24 protein-coding genes and 7 tRNA genes are annotated in these 26,162 nt (G+C 46.8%); 21 read left to right on the forward strand and 10 right to left on the reverse strand.

Annotation, left to right across the window (positions count from 1 at the left end; all coding sequences use genetic code 11):
* Nucleotides 1-10: 10 nt before the first annotated feature.
* Nucleotides 11-1,282: an adenosylmethionine--8-amino-7-oxononanoate transaminase gene (gene bioA / locus ACXACM_RS10925; RefSeq protein WP_474821704.1), complete on the reverse strand. Its 1,272-nt coding sequence runs from the start codon at nt 1,280-1,282 to the stop codon at nt 11-13.
* Nucleotides 1,283-1,380: 98 nt separating this feature from the next.
* Here bioA and bioB point away from each other — a divergent pair, with 98 nt between their 5' ends.
* From bioB to bioD, 4 genes are read left to right on the forward strand one after another with little or no spacing between them, the layout of a single operon-like run.
* Nucleotides 1,381-2,481, forward strand: coding sequence for a biotin synthase BioB (gene bioB / locus ACXACM_RS10930; protein WP_474821705.1), 1,101 nt, complete (start codon nt 1,381-1,383; stop codon nt 2,479-2,481).
* Nucleotides 2,481-3,638: an aminotransferase class I/II-fold pyridoxal phosphate-dependent enzyme gene (locus ACXACM_RS10935; protein WP_474821707.1), complete on the forward strand. Its 1,158-nt coding sequence runs from the start codon at nt 2,481-2,483 to the stop codon at nt 3,636-3,638. The genes bioB and ACXACM_RS10935 overlap by 1 nt, the downstream gene beginning before the upstream one ends.
* On the forward strand, nt 3,635-4,432 hold the full coding sequence (locus tag ACXACM_RS10940; protein ID WP_474821708.1) for a methyltransferase domain-containing protein: 798 nt from the start codon (nt 3,635-3,637) through the stop codon (nt 4,430-4,432). Before ACXACM_RS10935 ends, ACXACM_RS10940 begins: the two co-directional genes overlap by 4 nt.
* 1 nt (nt 4,433) lies before the next feature.
* On the forward strand, nt 4,434-5,108 hold the full coding sequence (gene bioD, locus ACXACM_RS10945; protein WP_474821710.1) for a dethiobiotin synthase: 675 nt from the start codon (nt 4,434-4,436) through the stop codon (nt 5,106-5,108).
* On the opposite strand, the gene pepE is transcribed toward bioD, so the two are convergent.
* The gene (pepE, locus tag ACXACM_RS10950) at nt 5,070-5,801 is read right to left on the reverse strand and encodes a dipeptidase PepE (RefSeq protein WP_474821711.1); all 732 of its coding nucleotides are present in this window, start codon (nt 5,799-5,801) and stop codon (nt 5,070-5,072) included. The genes bioD and pepE overlap by 39 nt on opposite strands.
* A gap of 97 nt (nt 5,802-5,898) precedes the next feature.
* On the opposite strand from pepE, the gene ACXACM_RS10955 reads away from it, so the two are divergent.
* Entirely contained in the window at nt 5,899-6,366 is a 468-nt protein-coding gene (locus ACXACM_RS10955) for a low molecular weight protein-tyrosine-phosphatase (protein ID WP_474821712.1), read from the forward strand.
* Between the two features lie 173 nt (nt 6,367-6,539).
* Nucleotides 6,540-7,886 carry a class II 3-deoxy-7-phosphoheptulonate synthase gene (locus ACXACM_RS10960; RefSeq protein WP_474821714.1) on the forward strand — a complete coding sequence of 449 codons (1,347 nt, stop codon included), beginning with the start codon at nt 6,540-6,542 and terminating at the stop codon, nt 7,884-7,886.
* 3 nt (nt 7,887-7,889) lie between these two features.
* On the opposite strand, the gene ACXACM_RS10965 is transcribed toward ACXACM_RS10960, so the two are convergent.
* The gene (locus tag ACXACM_RS10965) at nt 7,890-8,234 is read right to left on the reverse strand and encodes a hypothetical protein (RefSeq protein WP_474821715.1); all 345 of its coding nucleotides are present in this window, start codon (nt 8,232-8,234) and stop codon (nt 7,890-7,892) included.
* A gap of 85 nt (nt 8,235-8,319) precedes the next feature.
* On the opposite strand from ACXACM_RS10965, the gene ACXACM_RS10970 reads away from it, so the two are divergent.
* Entirely contained in the window at nt 8,320-8,715 is a 396-nt protein-coding gene (locus ACXACM_RS10970) for a DUF3224 domain-containing protein (RefSeq protein ID WP_474821717.1), read from the forward strand.
* Between the two features lie 21 nt (nt 8,716-8,736).
* Here ACXACM_RS10970 and ACXACM_RS10975 read toward each other — a convergent pair whose 3' ends face one another.
* Both ACXACM_RS10975 and ACXACM_RS10980 read right to left on the reverse strand, forming a co-directional pair.
* Entirely contained in the window at nt 8,737-8,952 is a 216-nt protein-coding gene (locus tag ACXACM_RS10975; RefSeq protein WP_474821719.1) for a DUF3820 family protein, read from the reverse strand.
* A 2-nt stretch (nt 8,953-8,954) separates the two neighbouring features.
* Nucleotides 8,955-10,745: an ABCB family ABC transporter ATP-binding protein/permease gene (locus ACXACM_RS10980; protein WP_474821720.1), complete on the reverse strand. Its 1,791-nt coding sequence runs from the start codon at nt 10,743-10,745 to the stop codon at nt 8,955-8,957.
* Nucleotides 10,746-10,886: 141 nt separating this feature from the next.
* On the opposite strand from ACXACM_RS10980, the gene moaA reads away from it, so the two are divergent.
* Nucleotides 10,887-11,855 (forward strand): GTP 3',8-cyclase MoaA, encoded by a 969-nt coding sequence (moaA, locus tag ACXACM_RS10985; RefSeq protein ID WP_474821721.1) that lies wholly within the window; start codon nt 10,887-10,889, stop codon nt 11,853-11,855.
* Nucleotides 11,856-11,859: 4 nt separating this feature from the next.
* Nucleotides 11,860-12,405 (forward strand): GNAT family N-acetyltransferase, encoded by a 546-nt coding sequence (locus ACXACM_RS10990; RefSeq protein ID WP_474821723.1) that lies wholly within the window; start codon nt 11,860-11,862, stop codon nt 12,403-12,405.
* Nucleotides 12,406-12,419: 14 nt separating this feature from the next.
* Here the strand turns inward: ACXACM_RS10990 and ACXACM_RS10995 are convergent, their stop codons facing one another.
* From ACXACM_RS10995 to ACXACM_RS11010, 4 genes are all read right to left on the reverse strand, one after another.
* Nucleotides 12,420-14,054 carry a response regulator gene (locus tag ACXACM_RS10995; protein WP_474821724.1) on the reverse strand — a complete coding sequence of 545 codons (1,635 nt, stop codon included), beginning with the start codon at nt 14,052-14,054 and terminating at the stop codon, nt 12,420-12,422.
* A gap of 210 nt (nt 14,055-14,264) precedes the next feature.
* Nucleotides 14,265-14,340, reverse strand: a tRNA-Val gene (locus ACXACM_RS11000).
* A 25-nt stretch (nt 14,341-14,365) separates the two neighbouring features.
* Nucleotides 14,366-14,441, reverse strand: a tRNA-Val gene (locus ACXACM_RS11005).
* 45 nt (nt 14,442-14,486) lie between these two features.
* Nucleotides 14,487-14,562 (reverse strand) — tRNA-Val (locus ACXACM_RS11010).
* A 333-nt stretch (nt 14,563-14,895) separates the two neighbouring features.
* Between ACXACM_RS11010 and gltX the strand changes: the two genes are divergently transcribed.
* From gltX to ACXACM_RS11065, 11 genes are all read left to right on the forward strand, one after another.
* Complete coding sequence (gene gltX, locus ACXACM_RS11015) at nt 14,896-16,305, forward strand: glutamate--tRNA ligase (RefSeq protein ID WP_474821725.1); 1,410 nt, start codon at nt 14,896-14,898, stop codon at nt 16,303-16,305.
* Between the two features lie 88 nt (nt 16,306-16,393).
* Nucleotides 16,394-16,469 (forward strand) — tRNA-Ala (locus ACXACM_RS11020).
* Between the two features lie 144 nt (nt 16,470-16,613).
* Nucleotides 16,614-16,689 (forward strand) — tRNA-Glu (locus ACXACM_RS11025).
* 156 nt (nt 16,690-16,845) lie between these two features.
* A tRNA-Glu gene (locus ACXACM_RS11030) sits at nt 16,846-16,921 on the forward strand.
* 156 nt (nt 16,922-17,077) lie between these two features.
* Nucleotides 17,078-17,153 (forward strand) — tRNA-Glu (locus ACXACM_RS11035).
* Between the two features lie 151 nt (nt 17,154-17,304).
* Nucleotides 17,305-18,210 (forward strand): M14 family metallopeptidase, encoded by a 906-nt coding sequence (locus ACXACM_RS11040; protein ID WP_474821727.1) that lies wholly within the window; start codon nt 17,305-17,307, stop codon nt 18,208-18,210.
* A 106-nt stretch (nt 18,211-18,316) separates the two neighbouring features.
* Nucleotides 18,317-18,466, forward strand: coding sequence for a hypothetical protein (locus ACXACM_RS11045; protein ID WP_474821728.1), 150 nt, complete (start codon nt 18,317-18,319; stop codon nt 18,464-18,466).
* Between the two features lie 109 nt (nt 18,467-18,575).
* The gene (locus tag ACXACM_RS11050; RefSeq protein WP_474821730.1) at nt 18,576-20,900 is read left to right on the forward strand and encodes a methyl-accepting chemotaxis protein; all 2,325 of its coding nucleotides are present in this window, start codon (nt 18,576-18,578) and stop codon (nt 20,898-20,900) included.
* 76 nt (nt 20,901-20,976) lie between these two features.
* Nucleotides 20,977-21,927 (forward strand): tRNA-dihydrouridine synthase, encoded by a 951-nt coding sequence (locus ACXACM_RS11055; RefSeq protein ID WP_474821731.1) that lies wholly within the window; start codon nt 20,977-20,979, stop codon nt 21,925-21,927.
* Nucleotides 21,928-22,041: 114 nt separating this feature from the next.
* Nucleotides 22,042-23,463 (forward strand): amidohydrolase, encoded by a 1,422-nt coding sequence (locus ACXACM_RS11060; RefSeq protein ID WP_474824315.1) that lies wholly within the window; start codon nt 22,042-22,044, stop codon nt 23,461-23,463.
* On the forward strand, nt 23,460-24,737 hold the full coding sequence (locus ACXACM_RS11065) for an amidohydrolase family protein (RefSeq protein ID WP_474821732.1): 1,278 nt from the start codon (nt 23,460-23,462) through the stop codon (nt 24,735-24,737). Before ACXACM_RS11060 ends, ACXACM_RS11065 begins: the two co-directional genes overlap by 4 nt.
* A 44-nt stretch (nt 24,738-24,781) precedes the next feature.
* On the opposite strand, the gene ACXACM_RS11070 is transcribed toward ACXACM_RS11065, so the two are convergent.
* Nucleotides 24,782-25,444: an arylesterase gene (locus ACXACM_RS11070; protein ID WP_474824317.1), complete on the reverse strand. Its 663-nt coding sequence runs from the start codon at nt 25,442-25,444 to the stop codon at nt 24,782-24,784.
* Nucleotides 25,445-25,466: 22 nt separating this feature from the next.
* Between ACXACM_RS11070 and ACXACM_RS11075 the strand changes: the two genes are divergently transcribed.
* Entirely contained in the window at nt 25,467-26,162 is a 696-nt protein-coding gene (locus ACXACM_RS11075) for an ABC transporter ATP-binding protein (protein WP_474821733.1), read from the forward strand.

The raw sequence follows: 26,162 nt of genomic DNA on the forward strand, positions 1-26,162 counted from the left end.
TGACCTCAAATCAAAGTGTCGCCAGAACCTCGTAAATACCTCTGGTAAGCTGACGCAGTTGTGTAGATGAAATAATATACGGTGGCATGATGTAAACCAGTTTACCGAAAGGGCGAACCCAAATCCCTTTTTTTACAAACTGTTGCTGGATCTTGCCAACATCTACAGGATAACGGGTTTCCACAACGCCAATTGCACCTAGCACTCTCACGTCAGCCACCACCGGCAGTTCGCGGCAAGGGGCTAATTCGATTTGCAGTTGTGCTTCAATAGCACTTACCTGTTGCTGCCACTGGCCCTCCTGAATAAGTGACAAGCTGGCGCTTGCAACCGCACAGGCCAGCGGGTTACCCATATATGTTGGGCCATGCATAAATACACCAGGTTCTCCCTGACAAACACCTAAAGACACGTCTTCAGAACAAAGTGTTGCAGCCAGGGTCATGTAACCGCCCGTTAACGCTTTGCCCACGCATAGTATATCCGGACTGATAGCAGCATGATCACAAGCAAAAAGTTTCCCCGTGCGACCAAACCCTGTGGCAATTTCATCGCATATCAGCAAAACATCATAGGCATCACACAATTGTCGGCAGCGTTTTAGATATTCGGGATGATACATTCTCATGCCACCGGCGCCCTGAACTATAGGCTCAATGATAAGGGCGGCCAACTCGTGATGGTGTCGTTCAAACAATTCCTGGAGCGGCAGAATATCGTCCTCGCTAAATGTTTGCCCAAATCGTGTTTGTGGGGCTGGAGCGAAAACTTGTTTGTTTAAAACGTTTGAAAATAGGGTGTGCATACCATTTACCGGGTCACACACAGACATAGCTGCGAAGGTATCGCCGTGATAACCATTACGCGGCGTGAGTACCCGGTGCTTTTCTGGTCTCCCCTGGCACGCCCAGTATTGCAGTGCCATTTTAAGTGCAACTTCCACAGACACGGAACCGGAATCAGCCAAAAATACGCGGTTCATGCCCGACGGGGCCATATCGAGCAATTGCTTGCACACCTGAATTGCAGGTTCATGAGTGAGTCCACCAAACATGACATGGGAAAACGCATCAATTTGCCGTTTGGCAGCATCATTGAGAACGGGATGATTGTACCCATGAATAGCTGCCCACCAACTCGACATACCGTCTATGAGCGTTTCACCTGACGCCAGGTATAGTTCTGCGCCATCGGCACCATTTACTTCGAAACAAGGCAGAGGGGATATAGATGAAGTGTAAGGATGCCAAATATGCTGGCGATCGAAATCAATATTGTTCAAAATTCAACCATTAGTAAACTTTTGATATTGGTCAGAGTTGACAACTCTGATGTTCCGCATAGACTAAGCCAGCTCAGAACAATAGTAAAGGACACGGCATGACAACAGCGGCCAATGCACCACAACACCAGGCAGATATTAGACACGACTGGACTTCGCAGGAGGTTCAGGCTTTATTTGCCATGCCGTTTAATGATTTGCTCTTTAAAGCGCAAACTGTTCACCGGCAGTACTTTGACCCAAACGAGGTTCAGGTGAGTACGCTATTGTCGATTAAAACCGGCGCGTGCCCTGAAGATTGCAAATATTGTCCACAATCTGCCAGGTACGATACAGGGTTAGAAAAAGAACGGCTGTTGGAAATTGAAAAAGTCATCCAGCGCGCACGGGAAGCTAAAGCGGCAGGTTCTACCCGCTTTTGTATGGGAGCAGCATGGCGAAATCCCCGGGACAGAGATATGCCTTACGTCACTCAGATGGTGTCTGAAGTCAAAAAGCTGGGCCTGGAAACCTGTATGACACTGGGCATGCTGACTCGGGATCAAGCTATTGCGCTTAAACAAGCTGGTCTTGATTACTACAACCACAATTTAGATACATCGCCGGAGTTTTACGGCGACATCATTACCACTCGTACTTACAGTGATCGCCTTGATACCCTGCAAAATGTCCGTGATGCAGGTATGAATGTATGCTCAGGAGGTATTGTGGGAATGGGCGAATCGGCTTCAGATCGCGCTGGCTTATTAGTACAGTTGGCAAATCTTCCAGAACATCCTCAAAGCGTACCCATTAACATGTTGGTAAAAGTGGAAGGCACTCCGCTGGACAACGTGGAAGATTTGGAACCTTTTGAGTTTATTCGCACTATTGCTGTGGCTCGCATTATGATGCCGGCATCACATGTACGCCTGTCTGCAGGCCGGGAAAATATGAATGAGCAAATGCAAGCGTTGTGTTTTATGGCCGGGGCCAACTCGATATTTTATGGCTGCAAGTTGTTGACAACATCTAATCCGGACACTCATGAAGATGTGTTGTTGTTTAAGAAGCTGGGCATTAATACAGAGCGAACCAGAGCGTTTTCCGACGAAGCCCACGCTCAGGCTCTGCAGGACGAAATTGCCACGCAAAAAACTGCTGAAACTTTATTTTACGATGCAACTGCGGGAAAAAAATCTGAGTTGTCGGGGGCCTGATGGCGTTTGATTTTATTCGCACAGGCTTGGTGGAAAAACAACAAACCGGCTATTTGCGGGAACGGGTTTGTGTTGAGTACGAAAAAGACGCCATTATTTGTGTAAACGGCGAGCACTATCTGAATTTTGCCAGCAACGACTATCTGGGCATGCGCCAGCATCAGGGCGTGCTTCAAAGCTGGGTGGAGGGGCTCGCTCAGTTTGGTGGCGGTAGTGGCGCCTCTCCCCTGATAACAGGTTATACTCAGGCTCATTACGCGCTGGAAGGTTACCTTGAGGAACACTTACAGCGGGAAGCGGTCTTATTGTTCAATTCGGGGTTTGCTGCAAATCAGGCAATTTGTCAGGCATTACTCAACACCGATGTACAGGTGTTTGTCGACAGATACATGCACGCTTCTTTTTTGGATGGCGTCATGTCTGGTAAAGCTAAATTTAAGCGATTCAAACACAACGATACCGAACAACTTGCCGGTTTACTTGCTGGTAATAGTGGCGATCGCTTAGTTGCCACAGAAGGCATTTTTAGCATGGATGGCGACGCTGCCCCTGCCCAAGAGATAGCGTCAATGTGCAAACATCGAGACGCTTGGTTAATGCTCGATGACGCTCACGGTTTTGGTGTATTGGGCGAGAATGGGTTTGGCACAGTTGAGCAAGAACAACTCTCGCAAGAAGACGTCCCCATTTTAATGGGTACATTTGGCAAAGCAGTTGGTACCGCAGGGGCGTTTGTCGCAGGAAGTCAGTCTTTCATTGAGTACTTGATAAACTATTCCAGGCATTACATTTATTCAACTGCAATACCTGCAGCTCAGGCCGTCGCTACACTGAATTCTCTGACCGCAATTGGGGTGGGCGAGGAGCGGGCAAAGTTAAAGAGTAATATTGTTTTTTTTCAAGAACAGGTAAAACAATACGGCTTTGAACTTCTGCCTTCTGACAGCGCTATTCAGCCTCTGATTATTGGCGACCCGAATAGAGCAATGGCATTTTCCGATCAATTGCGAAAGCGAGGCATTTGGGTGCCAGCTATTCGCTATCCTACTGTTCCAAAGGGAGCAGACAGATTGCGTATAACCCTGAGTGCGCAGCATGAAGAAAAAGATATCAGTGTGCTGGTGGATGCGCTGCAGTTAGCAAGGGATGCCGTATGAAGTCAGACACATCAATGGTTTCCTGCCAACAAGACACCGTGCGCAAAAAAGCCATTGCTGAGCGGTTTAGCAAAGCGAGTGGATGTTACGATGACAATGCCCATATTCAAGCAGCCATCGCTCGTGACGTGCGTGAGCGCATGGAGGCGGGGACAAGTGCTGCACTTCTGGATATTGGGTGTGCTACGGGCACGCAAACTGTTGAACTGAAGTCTTTCGCCAGGGCAATAACTGCAGTGGATATATCACCAAAAATGATTTCACACGCACAGTCTCTTTATTCTGACATTCAATTTATTGAAGGTCAGGCAGAGGCATTACCCTTGCCCAATGGCGCATTTTCCCACGTCTATTCGTCAATGGCATTGCAATGGGTGTCTTCACCTGTACAGGCGATGGTTGAAATTCGACGGGTGTTAAAAAAAGGCGGCGTTGCTCACCTGGCAATCATGGTTGCAGGTTCCTTTCAGGAACTGATAAGTGCCAGAGCGGCTGCAGACCTGCCAGCTACAGTGAACACGCTGGCCAGTGCGTTGGCATGGCAAAATGCTGCTATCAGCAGTGATCTTAAAATACTGGAATCATCGATTAAGCCTTACACCGAAAAATTTGCTGGCGTGAGACAGTTGTTGCGCTCAATAACGGGCGTGGGAGCCGGATTATCGCTGGCCAAAGCGAAGGTGAAACCACTTAGTCGCGGTCGACTTGAAGCCTTAGAGAAAGCCTATGAGCAGGATGAATTCAAATTATACCCACTCACTTATCAGGTTTTGCATTTAACGCTGGAAAAATAAAATGGCCACATTTTTTGTCACAGGTACAGACACGGAAGTGGGCAAGACCTACGTCTCTGCATTACTATTACGAGCTGCTTCATCAATAGGCCTTAGCGCCGTAGGTTATAAACCCGTCTCCGCTGGGTGTGAGTTTGTCAATGGTGAGTGGAGCAATGAAGACGCCCGGGCACTGCGTGAAGCATCATCAATACAGGCTTCACTTCGTGAAATTAACCCTATTGCGTTAACACCGCCTATAGCGCCGCACATTGCGGCAAAACACGCCGGAGTAGAGATCACTCAACAAAGCATTGTCGAGGGGTTCCAGCACCTCGCAGGTATGCAACCCGATTTTATGTTAATGGAAGGGGCCGGCGGTTGGCGTTTACCCTTATCATCCTCATTGTGGATGCCCGAGGTTGTCAGCTCGTTGAATTTGGACGTTATTGTGGTCGTTGGCATGCGGTTAGGGTGTTTGAATCATGCCATGTTAACCGTTGATGCGATTAAACGAGATGGCCTGACTGTTAAAGGGTGGGTCGCCAATCAGTTAAGCGCAGATATGCCTGTTTATCAGGAAAACCTCGACACGTTGAAAGAGGCGATAGACGCCCCTTTAATAGCAGAAGTGCCTTTCGACTCATCAGGTGAGGCGTTAACGCGCGTCATTCAGGGAATGGATATACTGACTTAAATCATCGCCATCTGAAATTAACTGTTTCTCTTTTGCCAGGAAAATGAAACCGCCTGGATTTCCTTTAAAAGTCAGTGCGTTGTTATTCAGCGACAAGGCTGTACCCTCGCGAATAGCGAGCACAGGGGTATTGGGGTTTAACGCGGTAAATTCCTGTAAGCGCTGATCCCTCGTTTCGCCATTAAAGCCCGGCGGATGATAATCTGAATAGTGTGGGTTGAGTTGGCAAGGCAGAACATTGAGGGCATCAAAGGAGGGCGGCTCGATGATCGGCATGTCATTAGTGGTTCTTATGGTAGCCCCGCAAATGTTTGACCCTGCACTCCAGCCCACATAAGGTGTGCCGCCGTCGATGGCAAGTTTGATCAATGGGATGAGCGAGTACTTATAGAGGCAATGCAACAAGTTGAAGGTATTGCCTCCCCCCACCATAATTGCAGTATCTTGCGAGATGGCCTGAGAAATGGCTTCAGCCGGGTTTACTTCTTTGTGCAGCCCTCTAATGTTCAACTGAGGCAGGGCTTGCTGCACCTTGTCTGTGTATTCGTCCCAGGATACGGTAACCCCAGCGTAAGGAATAAACAGAATGTCGCGAACGGACCCCAAGTGTGCCAGAATAAGCGGTTTAGCGTGAAGTAAGTAATCTTCTTCCCCAACGCGGGAGCTACTTAACATAAGTACGCGAGCAGGCATGTGATCTCCATAGGTCTTAGCATTATTTTTTCATCATACTTGAAGCCAGCGGCTGTGTTTAGTCCAGGTGATGTATTGTTTAGAAGTAAGGTTTTAAATGAGTAAAAAACCATCGGTGTTATTTGTGTGTTTGGGGAATATCTGCCGTTCCCCCACTGCAGAAGCGGTGTTCCGTCATAAAGCGAAGGAAGCTGGGTTGGCAGTGGAAATTGAATCAGCGGGCACCCACGGTTATCACATAGGTAAAGAGCCAGACAAGCGTTCTCAGGCCTGTGGTGTCCACCGGGGGTATTCATTTGAAGGCATTAGCTGTAGAAGGGTAGAAGAGGGCGATTTCGAGCACTTCGACTTCATACTCGCCATGGACGAAAGTAATGTCGAGAACCTCAATAAAGTATGTCCGGACGAATTTAAACACAAAATTCAGTATTTTTTAGCGTACACGTCAGGGCCAGAAAACGAAGTGCCGGATCCTTATTACGGGGGTAAGCGCGGGTTTGAACTGGTATTGGATCTTATCGAGCAGGCATCGGACGGGCTTATTCAGCATCTACAGAGCCGTTGATTGGCCCCCAAAAGCGCATTTTTACCACCGTATCGGTTTGTCACAGCTCCCAACGAGGCATGGTAAATAATTGCTTTTTTTCTTGCTTCATGCGCTACGGGTCAATTGGAATTATGGTAGTATACGGGCCCTAAAAAACGGCCACCGCGAATTAAAGAATACGAGGAGTAAGCGTGAGTAACTGGCAACCCGATAGCTGGAGAAAAAAGCCAATTCTGCAGCAACCTGAATACGATGATCAGGAACAAGTAGCACAAGTTGAGCAAAAGTTGAGCTCGTATCCGCCGCTGGTTTTTGCAGCTGAAGCCCGCGAGCTGCGTCGCCAGTTGGGCGAAGTTGCTCAGGGAAAAGGTTTTTTACTGCAAGGTGGTGATTGCGCTGAGTCGTTTGATGAATTCAACGCGCCAAAAATCCGGGACACGTTTAAAGTATTGTTGCAAATGGCAATAGTGATGACTTTTGCCGGTCGTTGCCCTGTTACCAAGGTTGCGCGTATGGCAGGGCAATATGCCAAACCCCGTTCTTCTGATGTGGAAACAATCAATGGTGTAACGCTGCCAAGCTACCGTGGTGACATCATTAATAGTTTTGAATTTACTGAGGCTGCACGTCGTCCTGACCCCCAGCGTTTGTTAGACGCTTATCACCGCAGCGCGTCCACACTGAACTTGTTACGGGCGTTTGCACAGGGTGGTTTGGCCGATCTTAGTGAAGTAAACCGCTGGAACATGGCGTTTGTGGAAAACAGTCCACTTAAAGAGCGTTATCAGGATATGGCCGGTCGTATTCAAGATGCTATTGAGTTTATGAAGGTCATTGGATTGAATGCCTTAAATACACCTGCGCTGCATGAAACTACGCTGTTTACGTCTCACGAAGCTCTGCTATTGAACTACGAACAGGCTCTAACCCGTATTGATACCCTTACTGGTAAGCCTTATAACTGCTCTGCTCACATGGTGTGGATTGGTGAAAGAACTCGTCAACTCGACCACGCACATGTTGAATTCTTCCGTGGGATCCACAACCCAATTGGTGTGAAAGTTGGCCCCACCATGGACGAAGACGAGCTAATACGGTTGATCGACTTGTTAAATCCGAATGACGACCCTGGACGTCTTACTCTTATCACACGCATGGGAGCCGATAAGCTTGAGCAAAACCTGCCCCGCTTATTGCGCAGAGTTAAAGCAGAAGGTCGCAATGTTGTGTGGAGTTCAGATCCGATGCACGGTAATACCTTCTCGGCTTCAAGCGGATATAAAACCCGAAATTTCGATGCTATTCTGAGCGAAATTCGTCAGTTTTTCGCGGCCCATGAAGCGGAGGGAACCCACGCTGGTGGTGTTCACCTTGAAATGACGGGGCAACACGTTACTGAGTGCACTGGTGGTGCTTATCAGATTTCTGATGAAGATTTGAAACAAGCCTATAAAACTCAGTGTGACCCTCGTCTCAATGCCGATCAGGTACTTGAAATGGCATTCTTAGTAGCAGACCGCCTGCGAAACGGTCACTAGATGTCACAAAAGCACTGTCGGATGTAAATCACCTGACAGTGCTTTCTCCCTTTCTTTCTCGCTTAGAACACCAACAAAAATGGTGCTTCTGCGCAACGCTCGCCACCTTGGTTCATGACTTAATAATTGCTCGATAAATGCGTTTGGGTCTTTGATCTCAAGCAGACTGTGCCACAACAAATAACTGCCATAACGAATGAGTTTTTGTTCATAGCGAGTTTCTAACACGTCTTTTGCCTGGCTGATAAAGTTCGGATCCGAGACCACCTTTTCAGCAATTGCCCGGTGTATCGCCAGAATTCTGTTATCAATATAGTCATTTTTTTGTTTCTTGGTTTTTGAATACATGGAATAAGAAAGCCTGGTAAACGGTTAAGTGATATGTATAATTATACAGTGGTTTGAGTTATTCACCAACAAATAAGGAATGAACATGGAAGCAAGTGGAGAGTTTTCAGTTGCCCTGGAGCCTGTAGAAAGTAGCATCAAAGCCCAGAGTGGGCTTAAGCCAGCAAGAATGACAATCAATAAAACCTTTACCGGGCAGTTGGCCGGTGAAAGTCACGGCGAAATGTTGTCAATAATGACAGCAACGCCTGGGTCAGCAGGATATGTTGCCATGGAAATTGTAACGGGCTCTTTGGCAGAAAAAAGCGGTACTTTTGCTCTGCAACACTTCGGCCTTATGGATAAAGGGCAAGACAGTTTAACGCTAAAAGTTATTCCTGATTCAGGCACAGGTGAACTATCAGGCTTGCGGGGCGACATGACTATAAACATTAAAGACGGCGTGCATTACTATCAGTTTGAATACCAATTGGAAGGCTGAGTCAGTCCATCAGCCTTGTATTCAGTCGTCTTCTAAAAGTGGTTCGGCTAAGGCTTCCAGTCCGTTTAGCTTAATTTCATAGAGCAACGCCAGTTGCTCGCCAAGTTTGCCGTTAGGGAAGCCTTGCTTGTGAAACCATACCAAATAAGGTTCGGGTAAATAAAATAGTTTTCTTCCCGCATATTTTCCAAACGGCATCACTGTATTCACTGCTGCTTTTAATATCGAATTGTCCAAGCTTACTCCTTGAGTTCTGCCTGTTGAAGCGTCCACAAACGGGCATACTCACCATTTTCAGCCAGTAAGCTATTATGTGTACCCACTTCCGCGATATGACCATCTTTCAATACAATAATGTGGTTAGCATCTGTGATGGTTGATAAACGATGGGCAATAACAAGGCTGCTGTGCCCGGAAGCGAGAGCAGACAAACTTTGCAAAATAGCTTGTTCAGAGCCGCTGTCCAGGGATGATGTCGCTTCATCAAAGATCATGATTGGCGGGTTTTTTAACAGTGCTCTGGCAATAGCAACCCGCTGTTTCTCTCCGCCGGACAGTTTCAGGCCTCTTTCTCCGACACGGGTTTCCAATTTCTCGGGAAGTCGGGCGACAAAATCCTTGAGGTGAGCCGTTTCAATGGCTTGATTGATTTCTGCTTCTGAAGCGTCCGGTTTTCCGTAGCGGATGTTTTCCAATAAAGTATCGTTAAACAATACCGTGTCCTGAGGCACCAGCCCGAGGTGCTTGCGCAAAGATGACTGGCTAACGTCTCGTATATCCTGATCATCAATAAGAATTCGACCGCCGGTAACATCATAAAAGCGAAATAGCAGGCGGGTTATGGTTGATTTTCCTGCCCCACTTGGCCCTACAATCGCCAGCTTTTTACCAGGCGCCAGGGTGAAGCTAACGTCCTTAAGTACTGGTCTGTCGGAACGATAAGCAAAACTCACTTGCTCAAACCGAACTTCCCCACGTGTTACCTGCAACTCTTGTTGGCTGTCCTTGTCTTCGATAGCCGATTTTCGCTCCAACAGTAAAAACAGATTATCGATATTTGCCAATGACCCCCGAATTTCCCGGTAAACAAACCCTAAAAAATTGAGAGGCATAAATATTTGCATGGTAAAGGCATTAATAAGTACAAAATCGCCAATAGTCATAGTGCCGCGAGCTACACCGTGTGCTGCCATTGCCATCATTGCCGTCATTGCGCAGGCAATGATTAAGGCTTGGCCACCGTTCAAGGCAAAAAGTGATAGCCTATTTTTGCGTCTGGCTTGTTCCCATCCGGCAAGGTTTTCATCGTACCGTCTTGCTTCGTATTCTTCATTATTGAAATACTTAACAGTTTCAAAGTTGAGCAGGCTGTCTATTGCGCGTGTGTGTGTGGTGGAGTCAGCCTGATTCATAGCCTGAACATAGCGTGTGCGCCAATGAGTGGCTTTCATTGAGTATAAGATGTATAAAACGACAGATGTCAAAATGATCGCCGCGAAAGACAAGCCGTACTGCACGAGAAGTAACCCAACCACAACGACAATTTCAAGCAGTGTGGGACCAATGTTAAAAACCAGAAACCGCATGAGAAAGCTGATCCCCGACGTGCCCCTTTCTATGTCGCGGGAGAGTCCACCCGTTTGCCGGTTAAGATGAAATCCGAGATCCAGGTTATGCAGGTGCTTAAAAACCTTCAAGCCCATTCTTCGCATAGCCCGTTCTGTAACTCGGCCAAACAAGGTATCGCGGATTTCACTAATAATGACGTTAAGGAGTCGCAGTGAGCCATAGGCAACGATAAGTGTTACGGGAACCGCGACAATTGTATTTTGGTTGGCGCCTGAATCCAATGCATCCACGGTGTATTTCAATACGTATGGCAGCCCTACAGAAGCAACTTTGGCCATCACCAGGCATGTCAAAGCTAACAGGACTCGACTTTTGTACTCTAATAAGTACGGCCAGAGCTGTTTAATAACCTGCCAGCGCATGGGGACGTTAGGGTCTACGTTAAATTTCGAAGGGCGCATTACGACGAGTCGGGCTCTGTTAGGTTGAGAATGGTCATGGTATCCTAAACCTACAAATGTAAAAAGTGACACATTTGAAATTGCCGGTAAAGAAAGGCGGTCTTGTGTGATATGTGAACAAACAATAACCTGGGAGCTCATTTGTTAGAAGATAGCTTTGGTCGTCGATTTCATTACTTGCGATTATCCATTACTGAAGCCTGTAATTTCAGGTGTCAGTATTGTTTACCTGATGGCTACAAAGGGCCTTCAGATGACGCATTTATGGCGCTGCCAGAAATTACGACGTTAGTGAGGTCTTTTGCGGCTCTCGGTACCAGTAAGGTCAGGATCACCGGTGGTGAACCCAGCTTGCGGCGGGATTTTGTTGATGTCATTGAAGTCTGTAAGGCAACTTCTGGTATAGATAAGGTTGCCACCACTACTCATGGTGCCCGTCTAAAGCGTGAGGTGAAAGCTTGGAAACAAGCTGGATTAGATCAAATAAATGTGAGTATCGACAGTTTAGACCCGCGCCAATTTGCCGACATCACCGGGCACAATAAGCTCACGACAATATTAGAGGGGATCGATGTTGCGCTACAGGAAGGTGTGACGGTGAAGGTCAATACTGTTTTCCTTAAGGACTATGCCGGTAAACAACTTGACGAGTTTAAGCAGTGGCTTAAACACACCCCCGTGACGCTGCGTTTTATTGAGCTCATGGAAACAGGCGATCACCCAACATTCTTTAAACAACAACACATGTCTGGCGGGCCGGTAAAAATGCAATTGCTTGCTGAGGGTTGGCAACCTGTCATCCGCACAAAAGATGCTGGGCCGGCCGAGGAATTTTTCCATCCAGACTTTGCCGGTCGAATTGGCTTAATAATGCCTTACAGCAAAGATTTCTGTAAGACCTGCAACCGCCTTCGTGTGGCGGCTAACGGGAAGCTGCATTTGTGTTTATTCAGTGAACACGGTATTGATATCAGGCCTTATTTAAGAGCCAGAGATGTACCAGGTTTAATGCATCATCTACAACAACTGCTTGGCAAAAAACACGCCACCCATTATTTACATGACGGTGTGACCGGCGCAACCTCACACTTAGCCATGCTGGGCGGTTAAATCTATGGATGTACCCGATTCCACCCGTTTCTCCTATCATTTCGTTACCGATGACGATGCTGATTTTCTCTGGTCTTTAGACCAGGACGAAGAAGTTATGCGTTATCTTAATGGTGGAAGAAAAACTACCAGAGACGAGATAAATCAGATTTTTTTACCGCGCTTGGCCGCATATTCTCATCTCAGCAAAGGCTGGGGGCTGTGGCGCGTATCAGAAAAGCGCGCAAGTGGTGTGGATTTGGGGTGGATCCTGGTTCGACCTATGGGCTATTTCTCTGATGACCGTGATGACGAAAATATTGAATTGGGCTGGCGTTTTAGCCGAGAGTGCTGGGGGCGGGGTGTGGCGACAGAAGCTGCTCGCCAGTTGAAGCAATGTTTGACTGAACATGGCTATCGCCGCTTTTCAGCCATCGCCTTGCCGGGTAATCTTGGGTCTATCGCGGTGATGAAAAAACTAGGGCTGACATTTTCCCATCAGTTTCGCTATAAAGACGACGTATTTGATGAAGATGTTGTGGTTTATACCCAATCTATCGACGCTGAATGAATCCGCGACTCGTCTCAAACATCAACCAGTGTTCGTATCGCTTTTTTCAGTTTTTGATAACGATCGTGCTGCTCTTCAGTTAATCGGGCAGTCTCAATGGTCGTCATGCAATTAAATAATAGCTCTCTGGTGGCAATGTTATTTTGTTGCCTCTTGGCGCGTATTTCACTGGCCGTCGTTTGAATAAGGTTAAGTGCGATGGCCGGGTTTTTCGGCATAACAGTAAAGGCTTGTCTGAACGCACTAAGTGCTTGTTGAGTATTCCCTTGCTGATAATATGAAACGGCAAGGTTGTTTAACGCTTTTGGGCTGTGAGCTGTAGCGCTTTTCTCGGTTTTTTCCTGTTTGATATAGTGAAGCAGTAAGCTGTTTTCCTGCTCGTCGGCAAGACAGCGCTGCTCAACATTATCCAAAATGGCCAGCGCGTGCTCTTGTAACCCAACCTCGTGAAATGCTTTAGCTCTATCCATAAGGGCTTCGGTGCTTTCCTGTTCCCATGTTTCGGTAGACAACTGACTCAACAGGTTTTTGGCTTTTTCGGTCTCGTCGTCGAGATAGTACATACGCGCATTAATGACGGTGAGTTCGGAATCTAGCTCGGCTTTGGGAAATGCTGATTTCATTTGTCGAATAAAATCCTCTGCCTGGTGCACCAGGACCTTCGTTTCTTTAGCATCAGCGGTCATCGCAAAATCAATGCCTGCTCTGGCGACATTCAAGTAGTTCTCTGGCTTATCGTGAATTGAGTTTCTCGCATATTTCACAACCCGTTTAGCAGCATCAAACTGCACTTCATAGTCGTGCGTTAGGCGGGAAAGGGTAACCGCTTTTTTATGACGGTGAACATTGCGGGGCGAAATGCCGCTGGCAAGATTTACCGATTCCAGGGCATCGTCAAAGGCCTGCTGCTTTATTTGTAAAGCGGACAGTAAATCGTATGCGCTGAGCATAGCGTCGGGCTGGAAGGCAAGCCTCAGGATCAGTTTTTCAGCTTCATCGTCTTTATCCAGTTCAATGTAACAGCGGATAAGCCCAATACGAGCCCAGGTGAAGTCTTGAACATTGATAATGGCTTGATAAAAGTCCTCAGCGTCATGAATTCTGCCGCAAAGCATTAATAATTCCCCTTTGATTCGAAGGGCGAGGGGGAAAAATTCTGCGTTCTTGGGTTCTGTAAGAAAACGTTCAAGTTCTTCCAGTGCTGCGGGAAACGCATTGGCGTCCATAAGTGAGTAGACAGGCTTAAGTATTCTCTTTCTCACTAATACCCGGCTTAAGCGCTTGTCGAGCTCGGAAACAGAGAAAGGCTTAGCTAAAAATTCGTCAGGCTGAAGTTCCACTATTGAATGTACGATTTCTGCTGTGGTATCAGCTGATATAAAAACAAATGCAGTAGCTAACGGTAACAGTTGATGGGCTTTGAGTTGTTCGTAAAGGAAGTAACCTTCTTTTTCTTCCTTTAAATCATAGGCACACACAACAAGGTCGAACTCTGATTCACTGATAATTTTTCGCGCCTCTTCAGCGCTGTCGATATAGCTAATGTCCTGAAAACCCAATTCTTCCATGGTGTATTTCAGGTATCCCTTAGCCAGGATTTGATCATCCACAATAAGTACGCGGATTTCTTGGGCCAGTTGTGTGTTCATTGTTCTCGTTACTACCTATCCATAGCAAACTATCGGGTATGTCGTCTTATCGGCTGACAAGAAGCATATCCTTAACGAAATGCATGTTTATATTATTTTTTTTCGAAGATAGCACGATTTTTGCGCAATCGGGAGTGGTGGACGCTACTGCGACTCGCAACGAATGTTGTTGAACCAGTGACCCAAGCTTGAATTTGATAAAAGTAGGGGTGGTGGACGCTACTGGACTTGAACCAGTGACCCTCGCCTTGTAAGGGCGATGCTCTCCCAACTGAGCTAAGCGTCCAAATTTAGATTACAGATAAAGAAAGTGGTGGACGCTACTGGACTTGAACCAGTGACCCTCGCCTTGTAAGGGCGATGCTCTCCCAACTGAGCTAAGCGTCCGATATTTCTTCATCAACAAACAGCGCTAACACTTTATAAAAGAAGTGGTGGACGCTACTGGACTTGAACCAGTGACCCTCGCCTTGTAAGGGCGATGCTCTCCCAACTGAGCTAAGCGTCCGCTATTTGTTTTACCTGCCGTGCTTGGCAAGTGGGGCGGTATTATAGAGTTGCTTGCGTTACTGTCAACCAGAAAATTACGGAAAAATGACTGATTGAGTGAATTGCCATCAATCGGAAGGTGTTTCGGTGGAATTTTAGCAATATTGACGGTTTTGTAATCGGCGGGTTGTAAAAAATATCATCATAAAGCAGGTCGTTAATTGACTGAGCAATGAAAGTCATAAACTTTTTCACCTCTTTATACTGTTTTCACAGCCGGGCTTTTTCAAAACTACTGACACTGATAGAATGCACGCAGTTTTCATTCCACGTTTTATTGCAGAGATTATTCATGTCAGTCGTAACGCGATTTGCTCCTAGCCCAACGGGCTATCTTCATGTAGGCGGTGCCCGTACCGCACTTTACTCCTGGTTATACGCAAAAAGTCAGGGTGGGGAATTTGTACTTCGAATTGAAGACACAGATTTAGAGCGCTCTACTGACGATGCCAAACAAGCCATTTTGGATGGAATGCAATGGCTTGGTCTTACCTGGGATAAAGGACCTTACTATCAAACTGAGCGTTTTGACCGCTATAAATCGCTGATTCAGCAATTACTGGATGAGGGAAAAGCTTATAAATGTTTCATGTCTCCTGAAGAGCTGGATGCAATAAGAGAAAAGCAAAAGGAGAATGGTGAGAAACCTCGTTACCCTGGCACCTGGCGAGATCGCACAGATCATCCTGAGGGTGAACCGTTTGTAGTGCGCTTTAAAAACCCGCTGGAAGGTACCGTTGTTATTAACGACCACATTCGCGGCAAAATTGAAATAAGTAACACAGAATTGGATGATTTGATTATCCAACGCTCAGATGGTTCACCGACGTATAATTTCTGCGTTGTTGTGGATGATTGGGACATGGGTATCACCCATGTTGTTCGCGGTGAAGATCACATCAATAATACTCCGCGCCAAATCAACATTCTTGAAGCTTTAGGTGCGCCAGTTCCTGAATATGCCCATGTGTCTATGATATTGGGCGATGATGGTAAAAAACTATCCAAGCGTCATGGTGCAGTGAGTGTGATGCAATACCGGGATGATGGTTTTCTTCCTCAGGCGGTATTAAATTATCTGGTTAGGCTGGGGTGGGCCCACGGAGATCAGGAAATTTTCTCCGTCGACGAGATGATTGAATATTTTGACCTGGATGCTATTGGTCAGTCTGCGTCAGCCTTTAACACAGAGAAGCTCATTTGGCTCAATCAGCATTACATGAAGACGCTGCCTGCCAGTGAAGTAGCGTCAAGGTTAAAATGGCATTTTGATGAAATGAATGTAGATTTAAGTGCCGGACCTGCACTTGAGTCAGTGATTGCTATTCAGGCCGACAGAGTTAAAACGTTGAAAGAGATGGCTGAAATAAGCTGTTACTTCTATCAGGATTTTGATGACTTCGATGCTAATGCAGCGAAAAAGCACCTACGGCCAGTGGCAAAAGAGGCGCTGCTTACGGTAAAAGAGTCTTTATTGGCTGTGGATGAATGGAACCCTGAGAACATTGCAGAGGCCATTAATAAAGCTGCCGAAAGCCTGGGCGTTGGGATGGGCAAAGTAGGTATGCCTTTACGTGTGGCGGCCACCGGTAGCGGAAACTCACCGTCACTGGATGTCACACTAAATCTACTGCCAAAACAGAAGATTGCCGACAGAATAGACAATGCGCTTACTTTTATAGCAAACAGAGAAAATTCTTAAAAAAACCGTTGACAGGACAGTAGGGGATGCCTAGAATGCGCCCCGCTGTCACGGAACAGTCACACGAAAAAGTGATTGAGCCATTGACGGGGCCATAGCTCAGCTGGGAGAGCGCCTGCATGGCATGCAGGAGGTCGGCGGTTCGATCCCGCCTGGCTCCACCAAGCTCACACAGCTTGGTGTAATATAGGCTGAAGTTTATTAAGCTTCGGATAGAAATTTCAGTAAGAATAAGGTCGCTCGGTTCGCAGAGCTCACCTCTCCTTACAGAAATTTAGTGAAGCTTCGCTTCACTGAACAGAATTTCTGTCCCCTTCGTCTAGAGGCCTAGGACACCGCCCTTTCACGGCGGTAACAGGGGTTCGAATCCCCTAGGGGACGCCATTTACATCGCGTCACAGTCGATTAAAACTGTGAAATAGGCTGGAGTTTATTAAGCTTCGGATAGAAATTTCAGTAAGAATAAGGTCGCTCGGTTCGCAGAGCTCACCTCTCCTTACAGAAATTTAGTGAAGCTTCGCTTCACTGAACAAAATTTCTGTCCCCTTCGTCTAGAGGCCTAGGACACCGCCCTTTCACGGCGGTAACAGGGGTTCGAATCCCCTAGGGGACGCCATTTACATCGCGTCACAGTCGATTAAAACTGTGAAATAGGCTGGAGTTTATTAAGCTTCGGATAGAAATTTCAGTAAGAATAAGGTCGCTCGGTTCGCAGAGCTCACCTCTCCTTACAGAAATTTAGTGAAGCTTCGCTTCACTGAACAAAATTTCTGTCCCCTTCGTCTAGAGGCCTAGGACACCGCCCTTTCACGGCGGTAACAGGGGTTCGAATCCCCTAGGGGACGCCATAAAACGAAAAAGACTAGCATTTGCTGGTCTTTTTTTTTGCAAAAAATTCATTGTTAATTAGCTCACCAACTACAACACTCTCTCCCTACTAAATTGATAGGTCAGTCGTGTTACACTGCACACCTTTTCACAACTAGGTTCGGGTCAACTATGCATAATTACCCCATTGGTACACCAGGTACACCTTGGTCAGAAGAACATAAAAAGCAATGGCGAGACAGTCAGCGCATTCAACGGAGTTATAAAGATGAGGTGTTATCAATAATTCCTCAACTTCCATCCGGCTATGTTACTGAGCAGTACGGCGCGCTTCCTTACGACACAGACCGCTATCCATTGCTGGTTATTCGCCCAACATCATTTGTTAAATCATTGCCCACGGTCCTTATCACGGGCGGCGTTCACGGATACGAAACCAGTGGTGTTCAGGGGGCATTAAAGTTTGTTCGGGAACATTTAGCGTCGTGGGTCGATAAATGTAATTTTGTTATCGTACCTTGTGTAAGTCCGTGGGGTTATGAAACGGTAAATCGTTGGGATCCTCTTGCGTTGGATCCTAACCGTAATTTCAAGGCAAATTCACCAGCCCCCGAGTCAGCTTTGTTAAAAGCTATGGTAGATGACATTGAGGAACCTATTCATATGCACATCGATTTGCATGAAACCACGGACACCGACAACTCAGAGTTTCGACCTGCACTGGCAGCCAGAGATGGCACAACTCATGATAATTGGAATATTCCCGATGGTTTTTACCTGGTTGCAGACAGTAAAAAAGTAGAACTGGCATTTCAAGAGGCAATTATACGCGAGGTCCAAACTGTCACTCATATTGCCCCAGCAGATAACGAAGGGAAAATCATTGGCGCGTCTTTATTATCAGATGGCGTTATCGGCTACGACAAAAAAGCCCTTTTTCTGTGTGGCGGATTAACAAATGCACCCTACGTTACTACCACAGAGGTATATCCAGACAGTCCTCAGGCAACAGCCGATATATGTAACGATGCACAAGTAGCGGCAATAATTGGTGGTTTACGCTTTATATTGCAATAACGTCAGTATTACATACTGCTCACTGAAAGTGATTTTTAGACGTCTAGACTGTTGAGTGTTTAGACGTCTAGATGTATATTGTGTGTCACTACTCTGGAGGTACACGATGAACGTTTTCTGTGCGCTAATTTTTGACGGTAACCGGCAGCAGTTGGTTACTCACACCTGTGAAAATGAAGCAGAATTTACCGTGTTTCTAAAACACTCTTTCAGTGTTTATGTTTGTCTGTGGATGCAACGCAAAAACACCGTCTAGATCAAGGCATTAATCTTTAGTATTGTTTCGGATAAAAGAGATGACTTATACCGGTTCTCCATTATTCTTAGGACAAGTGTGTTAAAAATTTTGTCCAAGGAATATGTCGGTGACATTAAAAAGCAGGTTATTATTTGCAGTTGTTGCATTGGTTTCGTTGTGTGTCGTGTTTCTGACTTCATCCTCTTCTTATGTCGCAGTTTCACAATCAAACCAAGCATTGGAAAATGCTGCGAGAGACAGCCTTCGCCAACAGAATACGCAAACAAGAAAATCCATCGTAAGTTATATCGAATTCATTGAAGCGCAGATGCGAAATTTTGCATCTTCATCGTTAGTGCGCAATGCCAGCCAGGCCTTTTCAGTTTCCTATGAGCGTTATGCACAACAACGGGCATCTCTGACCGGGGCTGAGGTTAACCTGTTGACGAATTACTACACAGGCGCTTTTGCAAAAACCTTTAAAGAACGTAACATAACAGCTTTGGCAGACCCCGCGTCACTCGTGATTGATTTACCTGATACAGCCAGGCAGTTGCAATTTGACTTTATCGCCAACTCCTCCTTCCCGTTAGGGGAAAAAGACAAACTACTTAATCTTGGCAACGGCACTGACTATGCTGACGCTCATGGTCGTTACCATCAGGAAATACGCCGGTTTCTAATGGATTTTGGGTACTACGATATTTTTATCGTGTCTCCTGAGACCGGAAATATTGTTTACAGTGTGTTCAAGGAATTGGACTACGCAACTAGTTTATTGTCTGGTCCATACGCAAAAACCGGTATTGGAGAAGCGTTCGCTCTTGCAAATAAAATAACGGATCCGGAGACCGTTTCGGTTAGCAAAATTGCTCAGTACCTGCCTTCATATAACGCAATGGCAGGGTTCCTGGCGACACCGGTTTTTAATGAGAGTGGTGATAAACTTGCCATTCTTATTTTTCAAATCCCCATCGACAGAATTAATAATGTGCTGACACATCAAGAGGAATGGACGAGTAGTGGCTTTGGTAGTAGCGGCGAAACGTATCTTGTGTCGCCTGATAATTTACTTGTGACCGAAAGTCGCTTTTTCATTGAAGATAAGCAAGGATACCTCGCGGCAATTAACAACGTCAGCCCTTCGATTTCCCAACAAATAGAGGGTGCAGGCACGTCAATCGGGTTACAGGAAGTGCGTTCTTCATCTAGTGTTGATGCACTGACTGGCAAGGATGGCTTCAGGGTTGTAAAGGACTATAGGGGGGTGGAAGTTTTTTCGTCGTTTTCCCCCGTTAAAATTGGAGAATATACCTATGCATTGCTCGCAGAAATTGACGTTGAGGAGGCTTTACAGCCAGCAAATGACTTGCGTGTTACACTGCTAACCTCAATGTCTGTCCAGGCAATTTTTGTTATCGTTGTTGCCGTTGTAATTGCATTGTGGCTGGCAAACACCATGGTCAAACCGTTACAACGGTTAGGCATGGCATGTAAAGCGTTAACAAGTGGAGAGGGAGACCTAACAGCAAGGTTAGAGCCTGCATCTATTCCGGAAATAAATAATGTGATCCAGCCTTTTAATCAGTTTATTGACCAAATCCACCAAATTGTTAAGACCATAAAAACGGATGCATCTAAGCTTGCGGATGCGTCAGAGTCTCTCAGTGCAATCATGTTGCAAAGTCGTAGTAAGACAAATGAACAACTGGAAGAAACTCAGATGGTCGCCTCGTCTGTTGAAGAGTTATCAATGTCGATTGCTGATGTATCAAAAAACACCACGGAGTCACTCTCACAAACTGAAACCGCTTCTTCCGGCTTAAAAGAAAATATGGAACGGGCAGACCTGGCTGCTGAAAATATTAAACTACTGGTGAAGCTTCTTGGTGAGTCAACACAAGTCATTTCATCACTACAGCATGAAGTAGGAGAGATTAACTTGTTATTAAGTGACATCACTTCTATCGCAGATCAAACCAATCTTTTAGCGCTAAATGCGGCAATCGAAGCGGCACGGGCTGGTGAAGCGGGACGTGGTTTCTCAGTGGTTGCCGATGAAGTGCGCGCACTGGCTAACCGCTCGCAAAAAAGTACTGTGGAAATAGGCCAAATCGTTGAAAAAATGAATGTCTCTTCGAGTCGTTCAGTCAAAGAGATGGACAAAGCGTCTACCGCCGCGGATGGGGGAATTCACTTGGTCGACTTGGTGACGACGGCAATGAAAGAGTTATCAACGATTATTATCCAAGTTCAGCTTATGGCAGACAGTGTGGCTTCTGCAACAGAGGAACAGGATGCAACGTCTAACAGTGTGAGTGAAAATATCAGTCGAATTGCAGAGATGACAGAAGCGCTTAGCAGAGGCACAGAAGAAGCCTCGGAAGCGACGGATGAGCTAGCCCGGATGGCAAGGGAAACCAAGCAGCTCGTAGCAGCATTTACCGTGTAACACAAAGGCAAATCTGCTACACTTCGCGGCCATTTTACCTCGTCCCACGTTAAGGGTTTGCCGGACTGTATCTGTTATGAGAATTTTACTTGCGCCCATGGAAGGTGTTGTTGATCATTTGATGAGAGACATGCTGACACGTGTCGGTGGATTCGACCTCTGCGTGACTGAGTTTATCAGGGTAGTGGATCAAAAGTTACCCAAACGGACATTCTACAAACTGTGCCCGGAATTACATCATGGTGCGAAAACGCCCGCAGGCGTTCCTGTGCGCGTGCAGTTACTTGGTCAGCATCCGGACTGGCTGGCAGAGAATGCGCAAACTGCCGTCGAATTAGGCTCGCCCGGTGTGGATCTCAATTTCGGATGCCCTGCGAAAACGGTAAATAAAAGTAAGGGCGGGGCGGTATTGCTTAAAGAAACCGAAACCCTTTACAAGATTGTCAAAGCTGTAAGAGATGCAGTACCAGCAGAGCAACCTGTCACGGCAAAAATCCGTCTTGGTTATGAAGATAAAAACCTGGCCATTGATAATGCACTGGCTATAACGGAAGCGGGCGCGGATCAGCTAGTTGTTCACGCCCGTACCAAAACCGAAGGGTACAAGCCGCCAGCATACTGGGATTGGATTGCCAAAATACGGGAGCATACAGATATTCCACTGGTAGCGAATGGTGAAATCTGGACAGCTGACGACGCAAGAATCTGTCAACAGCAGTCAGCGTGCACAGATTTAATGATAGGACGTGGCGCTTTAGCGATGCCGAATCTGGCTCAAACGATTCGCGGAGTTGAAGGCCCAATGCCATGGGAAGCAGTAGCCAGTTTGTTGATCCGTTATTCGGGTTATGAAATCTATGGTGACAAGGGCCGTTACTATCCCAACCGTATTAAGCAGTGGTGTGGCTACCTCAAACGTCAGTATGCACAAGCAGATACGCTGTTTGATGACATCCGGCGCATGCAGAAGGCCGATGACATTGTGGCTGTTTTAAAAAGACAATCCTCGCATGTTGAGGTTGCTTAATCTTATAACCTATTGTGAAAGGCCGTTTGTTTGTCTAAGTTCGTAGTCGTCATTATGTTCATCACACTGTTGAATGTGGTGGCATACACATAATACAAACTATAAACGGATACTATCATGAACCACACACCTTCAAAGCTGGCCGTAGCGCTGGCCTGTCTGTGTTCTGTTGCGATTGTGGCTTGCTCTGATGAGCCCGCAGAAACAGAAGAGCAGGCTGCCTACCTATCAATTAATACAGATCCTTACCCGAGCACATATACACCGATCCCGGGCAATCCCACCGTTATTCAAAATGTAACCATTCTCGACGGGCTGGGTAGCAAAATAGAAAACGGCATGATTTATTTTGCTGATGGCAAAATTGTTGCCGTCGGTGATACGGTTTCTTTCCCCGAAAACGCCACAGTGATAGATGGTCAAGGAAAATGGGTAACCCCTGGTATCATTGATAATCACAGTCACCTCGGTGTTTATCCATCACCTTCTGTAGGTTCAACGTCTGACGGTAATGAGATGACCAGCCCGGTAACGCCCGGAGTGTGGGCTGAGCATTCGGTATGGCCTCAGGATCCCGGGTTTGGTCGCGCGCTGGCAGGTGGTGTAACGTCGTTGCAAATATTGCCAGGTTCAGCGAACTTGTTTGGCGGGCGTTCTGTGGTGCTTAAAAACGTACCGAGCCGTACAATGCAAGACATGAAATTTCCGGAAGCGCCTTACGGCATGAAGATGGCGTGTGGCGAAAACCCGAAACGGGTATACGGCAAGAAGGGCGGCCCCATGACCCGCATGGGCAACGTAAAAGGCTATCGTCAGGCGTGGGCTGATACCCAGGCGTATATGCGTGAGTGGGAAAAATACGAGGCTGATTACGACGCTGGAAAGAACCCTAAAGCGCCAAAACGCGACCTAGATAAAGACACCATGGCAGGTGTGTTAAATGGGGATATTCTTGTTCACATGCATTGTTACCGTGCTGATGAAATGGTGGTAATGATGGATATGATGAAAGAGTTTGACTACCAGATTGGTTCTTTTCATCATGCGGTGGAAGCTTACAAAATTGCCGATAAGCTAACCGAGAATAATGTGTGTGCTTCCATGTGGGCAGACTGGTGGGGCTTTAAACTTGAAGCCTACGACGGTATCAGGGAAAACATTCCTGTGGTGCATCAGGCTAAAGGGTGTGCCATCGTTCATTCCGACGATGAACTGGGCATTCAGCGCCTTAATCAGGAAGCTGCTAAGGCTTGGTCAGACGGACGTCGAGCCGGCATTAATATCTCTATGGCACAAGCGTGGCAGTGGTTAAGTGCTAATCCTGCGAAGTCGCTGGGTATTTTTGATAAAACTGGCTCGCTGGAAGTGGGAAAAAATGCTGATGTGGTGCTTTGGACAGGCAATCCGTTTTCAACTTACAGCAAGGCAGAGCAGGTTTTTGTTGATGGCGGTCTTGCGTATAACCTCAACGACTCTCAAAGCTGGCCGTTAAGTGATTTTGAAGTAGGACAAGTAGGCGAAGGAGATGAGAAATGAAGCGTTTACTTTCATTGGCTATCGCCGCAGCAATTAGCACCTGTACCTTGGCAGAAAACATCGCCATTGTGGGTGGCAAGGTTATTACTCAGACAAAACAAGGCACAATTGAGTCTGGAACGGTATTACTCAAAGATGGCATGATCAGTCGCGTCGTTGAAGGTGAGCAAGTACCCGAGGGGTATACTCGCGTAGATGCAACCGGAAAGGTAGTAACCCCAGGGTTCATTGGTGCACTAACGTCTTTGGGCCTGGTAGAAGTGTCGTCCTGGGCTGGAGAAGTCGATGCCTCGGCAAGTCCTTCACCGATCACCAACACCGGGGCTGCGTTAGATGTGACGTACGCAATCAACCCTGATTCTACTCTTATTGACGTAAGCCGCATCGAAGGCGTGACATCTGCTGCAACCACGGTGCAGTACACTGATATGTTCTTTCATGGGCAGGGTGCAGTAATCGGGTTGGACGATGAGGCCGATCTACTAAAAGAAAAGGCTTTTATGGTTGTCAATGTGGATGGAAATGCTGTTGATAGCCATGGTGGCTCCCGGTCGGCTTTATGGGTAACCCTTGAAGCACTGATTGATGAAGCTAAAAATACCCTTCAAATTCCAAACCTGATTACTCATTGGGACGGCATAAATTCGCGAGCAGATGTCAAAGCATTGCGAGGCGTACTAAAAGGCGATATGCCTTTGTTTATTGAAGCAGATCGCGCGGCCGATATTCGTCAGGTACTGGCTTTCAAAAAGCGTCATCCTGGTATGCGCATAGTGCTGTTACACGGTGTAGAGGCTTGGCGCGTGGCAGATCAACTCGCAAGTGCAGACATCCCTGTTATTTTAGATCCGCAACTGAACCTTCCGGGTAACTTCGGCCAGCTGGGAGCCACACTTCACAACGCTGCAAGACTCGAAGCCGCGGGCGTAAAGGTTGCCATTGGTATGGATACCCACAACATTCGGCTGGCTGCGCAGCATGCTGGTAATGCGGTAGCGAACGGATTGTCCTACGAAGGTGGTATCGCTAGTTTGACATCTGTACCGGCTACTATCCTCGGTATTGAGGATAAAGTTGGCTCTCTTGCGCCGGGAATGCGCGCTGATGTTGTCATTTGGAGTGGTGATCCACTTGAGGTTACGGAAGCAGCTGAACAAGTGTTTATCGAAGGTGAGGCTATTGATATGACATCTCGTCAGACCAAATTGCGAGACCGTTATATGAGGCTGTCAGACAACACTTCCGATAAGCCATCCCATTATATAAAACCCTGATATTACAGCTTGTAAGAAAGAGGATGCCAAGGCGTCCTCTTTTTTTATCTCACAATAAGTGGCGTAAGCTGTTGTTTCATAAACTCAGCTATCATAGGTTGCGCCTCGGCATTGGGGTGTATACCGTCTTTTTGCATTAACGAAGGGTTCAGCGCTACATCTTGTAGGAAGAACGGAATGAGGGTGATGTCATTTTCTTTGGCCACATCGTCAAAGGCGTTGGCAAATAATTGTGTATAGCGTCGACCATAGTTCGTGGGTATTTCCATATCCTGAATGAACACGGATGCACCGAATTCCTTTGCCATGGTTACCATAGCGTCGAGGTTGGCTTTTGTTTTTTGCACATTGTGGCCCTGCAGGCCATCATTACCACCTAACTCAATTAACACGTGGGTTGGTGAGTGTTGTTCTAACAGCCTGGGAAGCCGGGCAAGGCCGCCATCCGTGGTCTCTCCACTTATCGCAGCATTTATAACATCAATCTGAAGCTCATCGTGCCGCCACAGATTTTGTAACAAACTAACCCAACCCTGATGTTGCGTTAACCCGTAACCAGCGCTTAAGCTGTCTCCTAATACTAACAGCTTGAATTGTGAAGGCGTTTTTTGATCATCGCTATTTGCATAAAGATGATCTGAAACCACCAGAAGCGGTAAAAAGAGTAAAGCCAATATAATTAATTTGCGGCGATATTGATGTAGCAAACCCACGACAGCGACGACTCCTATGATCAGCACCCGAAATATTATAAAAAACGTAAGTACGAGTGAAGGTGAACTTCAGATCCTTCATCCAATTTCATTTGAAGTCAAGGATGGCGAGTCCGTTGCCATTGTCGGTGCGTCCGGCTCCGGTAAATCCACCTTATTGAGCTTACTGGCTGGCCTGGATGAAGTGTCTGGCGGAGAGATATACTTAGATGATGCACCACTGCACACCATGGATGAAGAGGCCAGAGCGCGCTTGCGAGGCGAGAAAGTGGGCTTCATTTTTCAAAGCTTTATGCTGGTTCAAAGCCTGACTGCCATTGAGAATGTGATGTTACCAGCAGAAATTGCCGGTTATAAAGATGCCAAAGCCAGGGCGCAAAAAATTCTCGAACAGGTGGGGTTGTCCCATCGGGCACATCATTACCCCAACCAGCTATCTGGCGGCGAGCAGCAGCGTGTTGCCATTGCCCGTGCATTTATCGGACAGCCAAAAATCCTCTTTGCTGATGAGCCCACAGGTAATCTCGATGCGGCCAACAGCGATAAAATTGAGCAGTTGTTGTTTCAAATGAACAAGGATATTGGCACGACACTGGTTCTTGTGACCCACGATAATGCACTGGCACAACGCTGCCAAAGACAGCTGACCATGCAAGCGGGCGCATTAACAGAAACCACCACAACGCCTTCCGACCTGGCGCAGGGAGCATAA

This window comes from Alteromonas sp. AWQ4_252 (assembly GCF_056158205.1).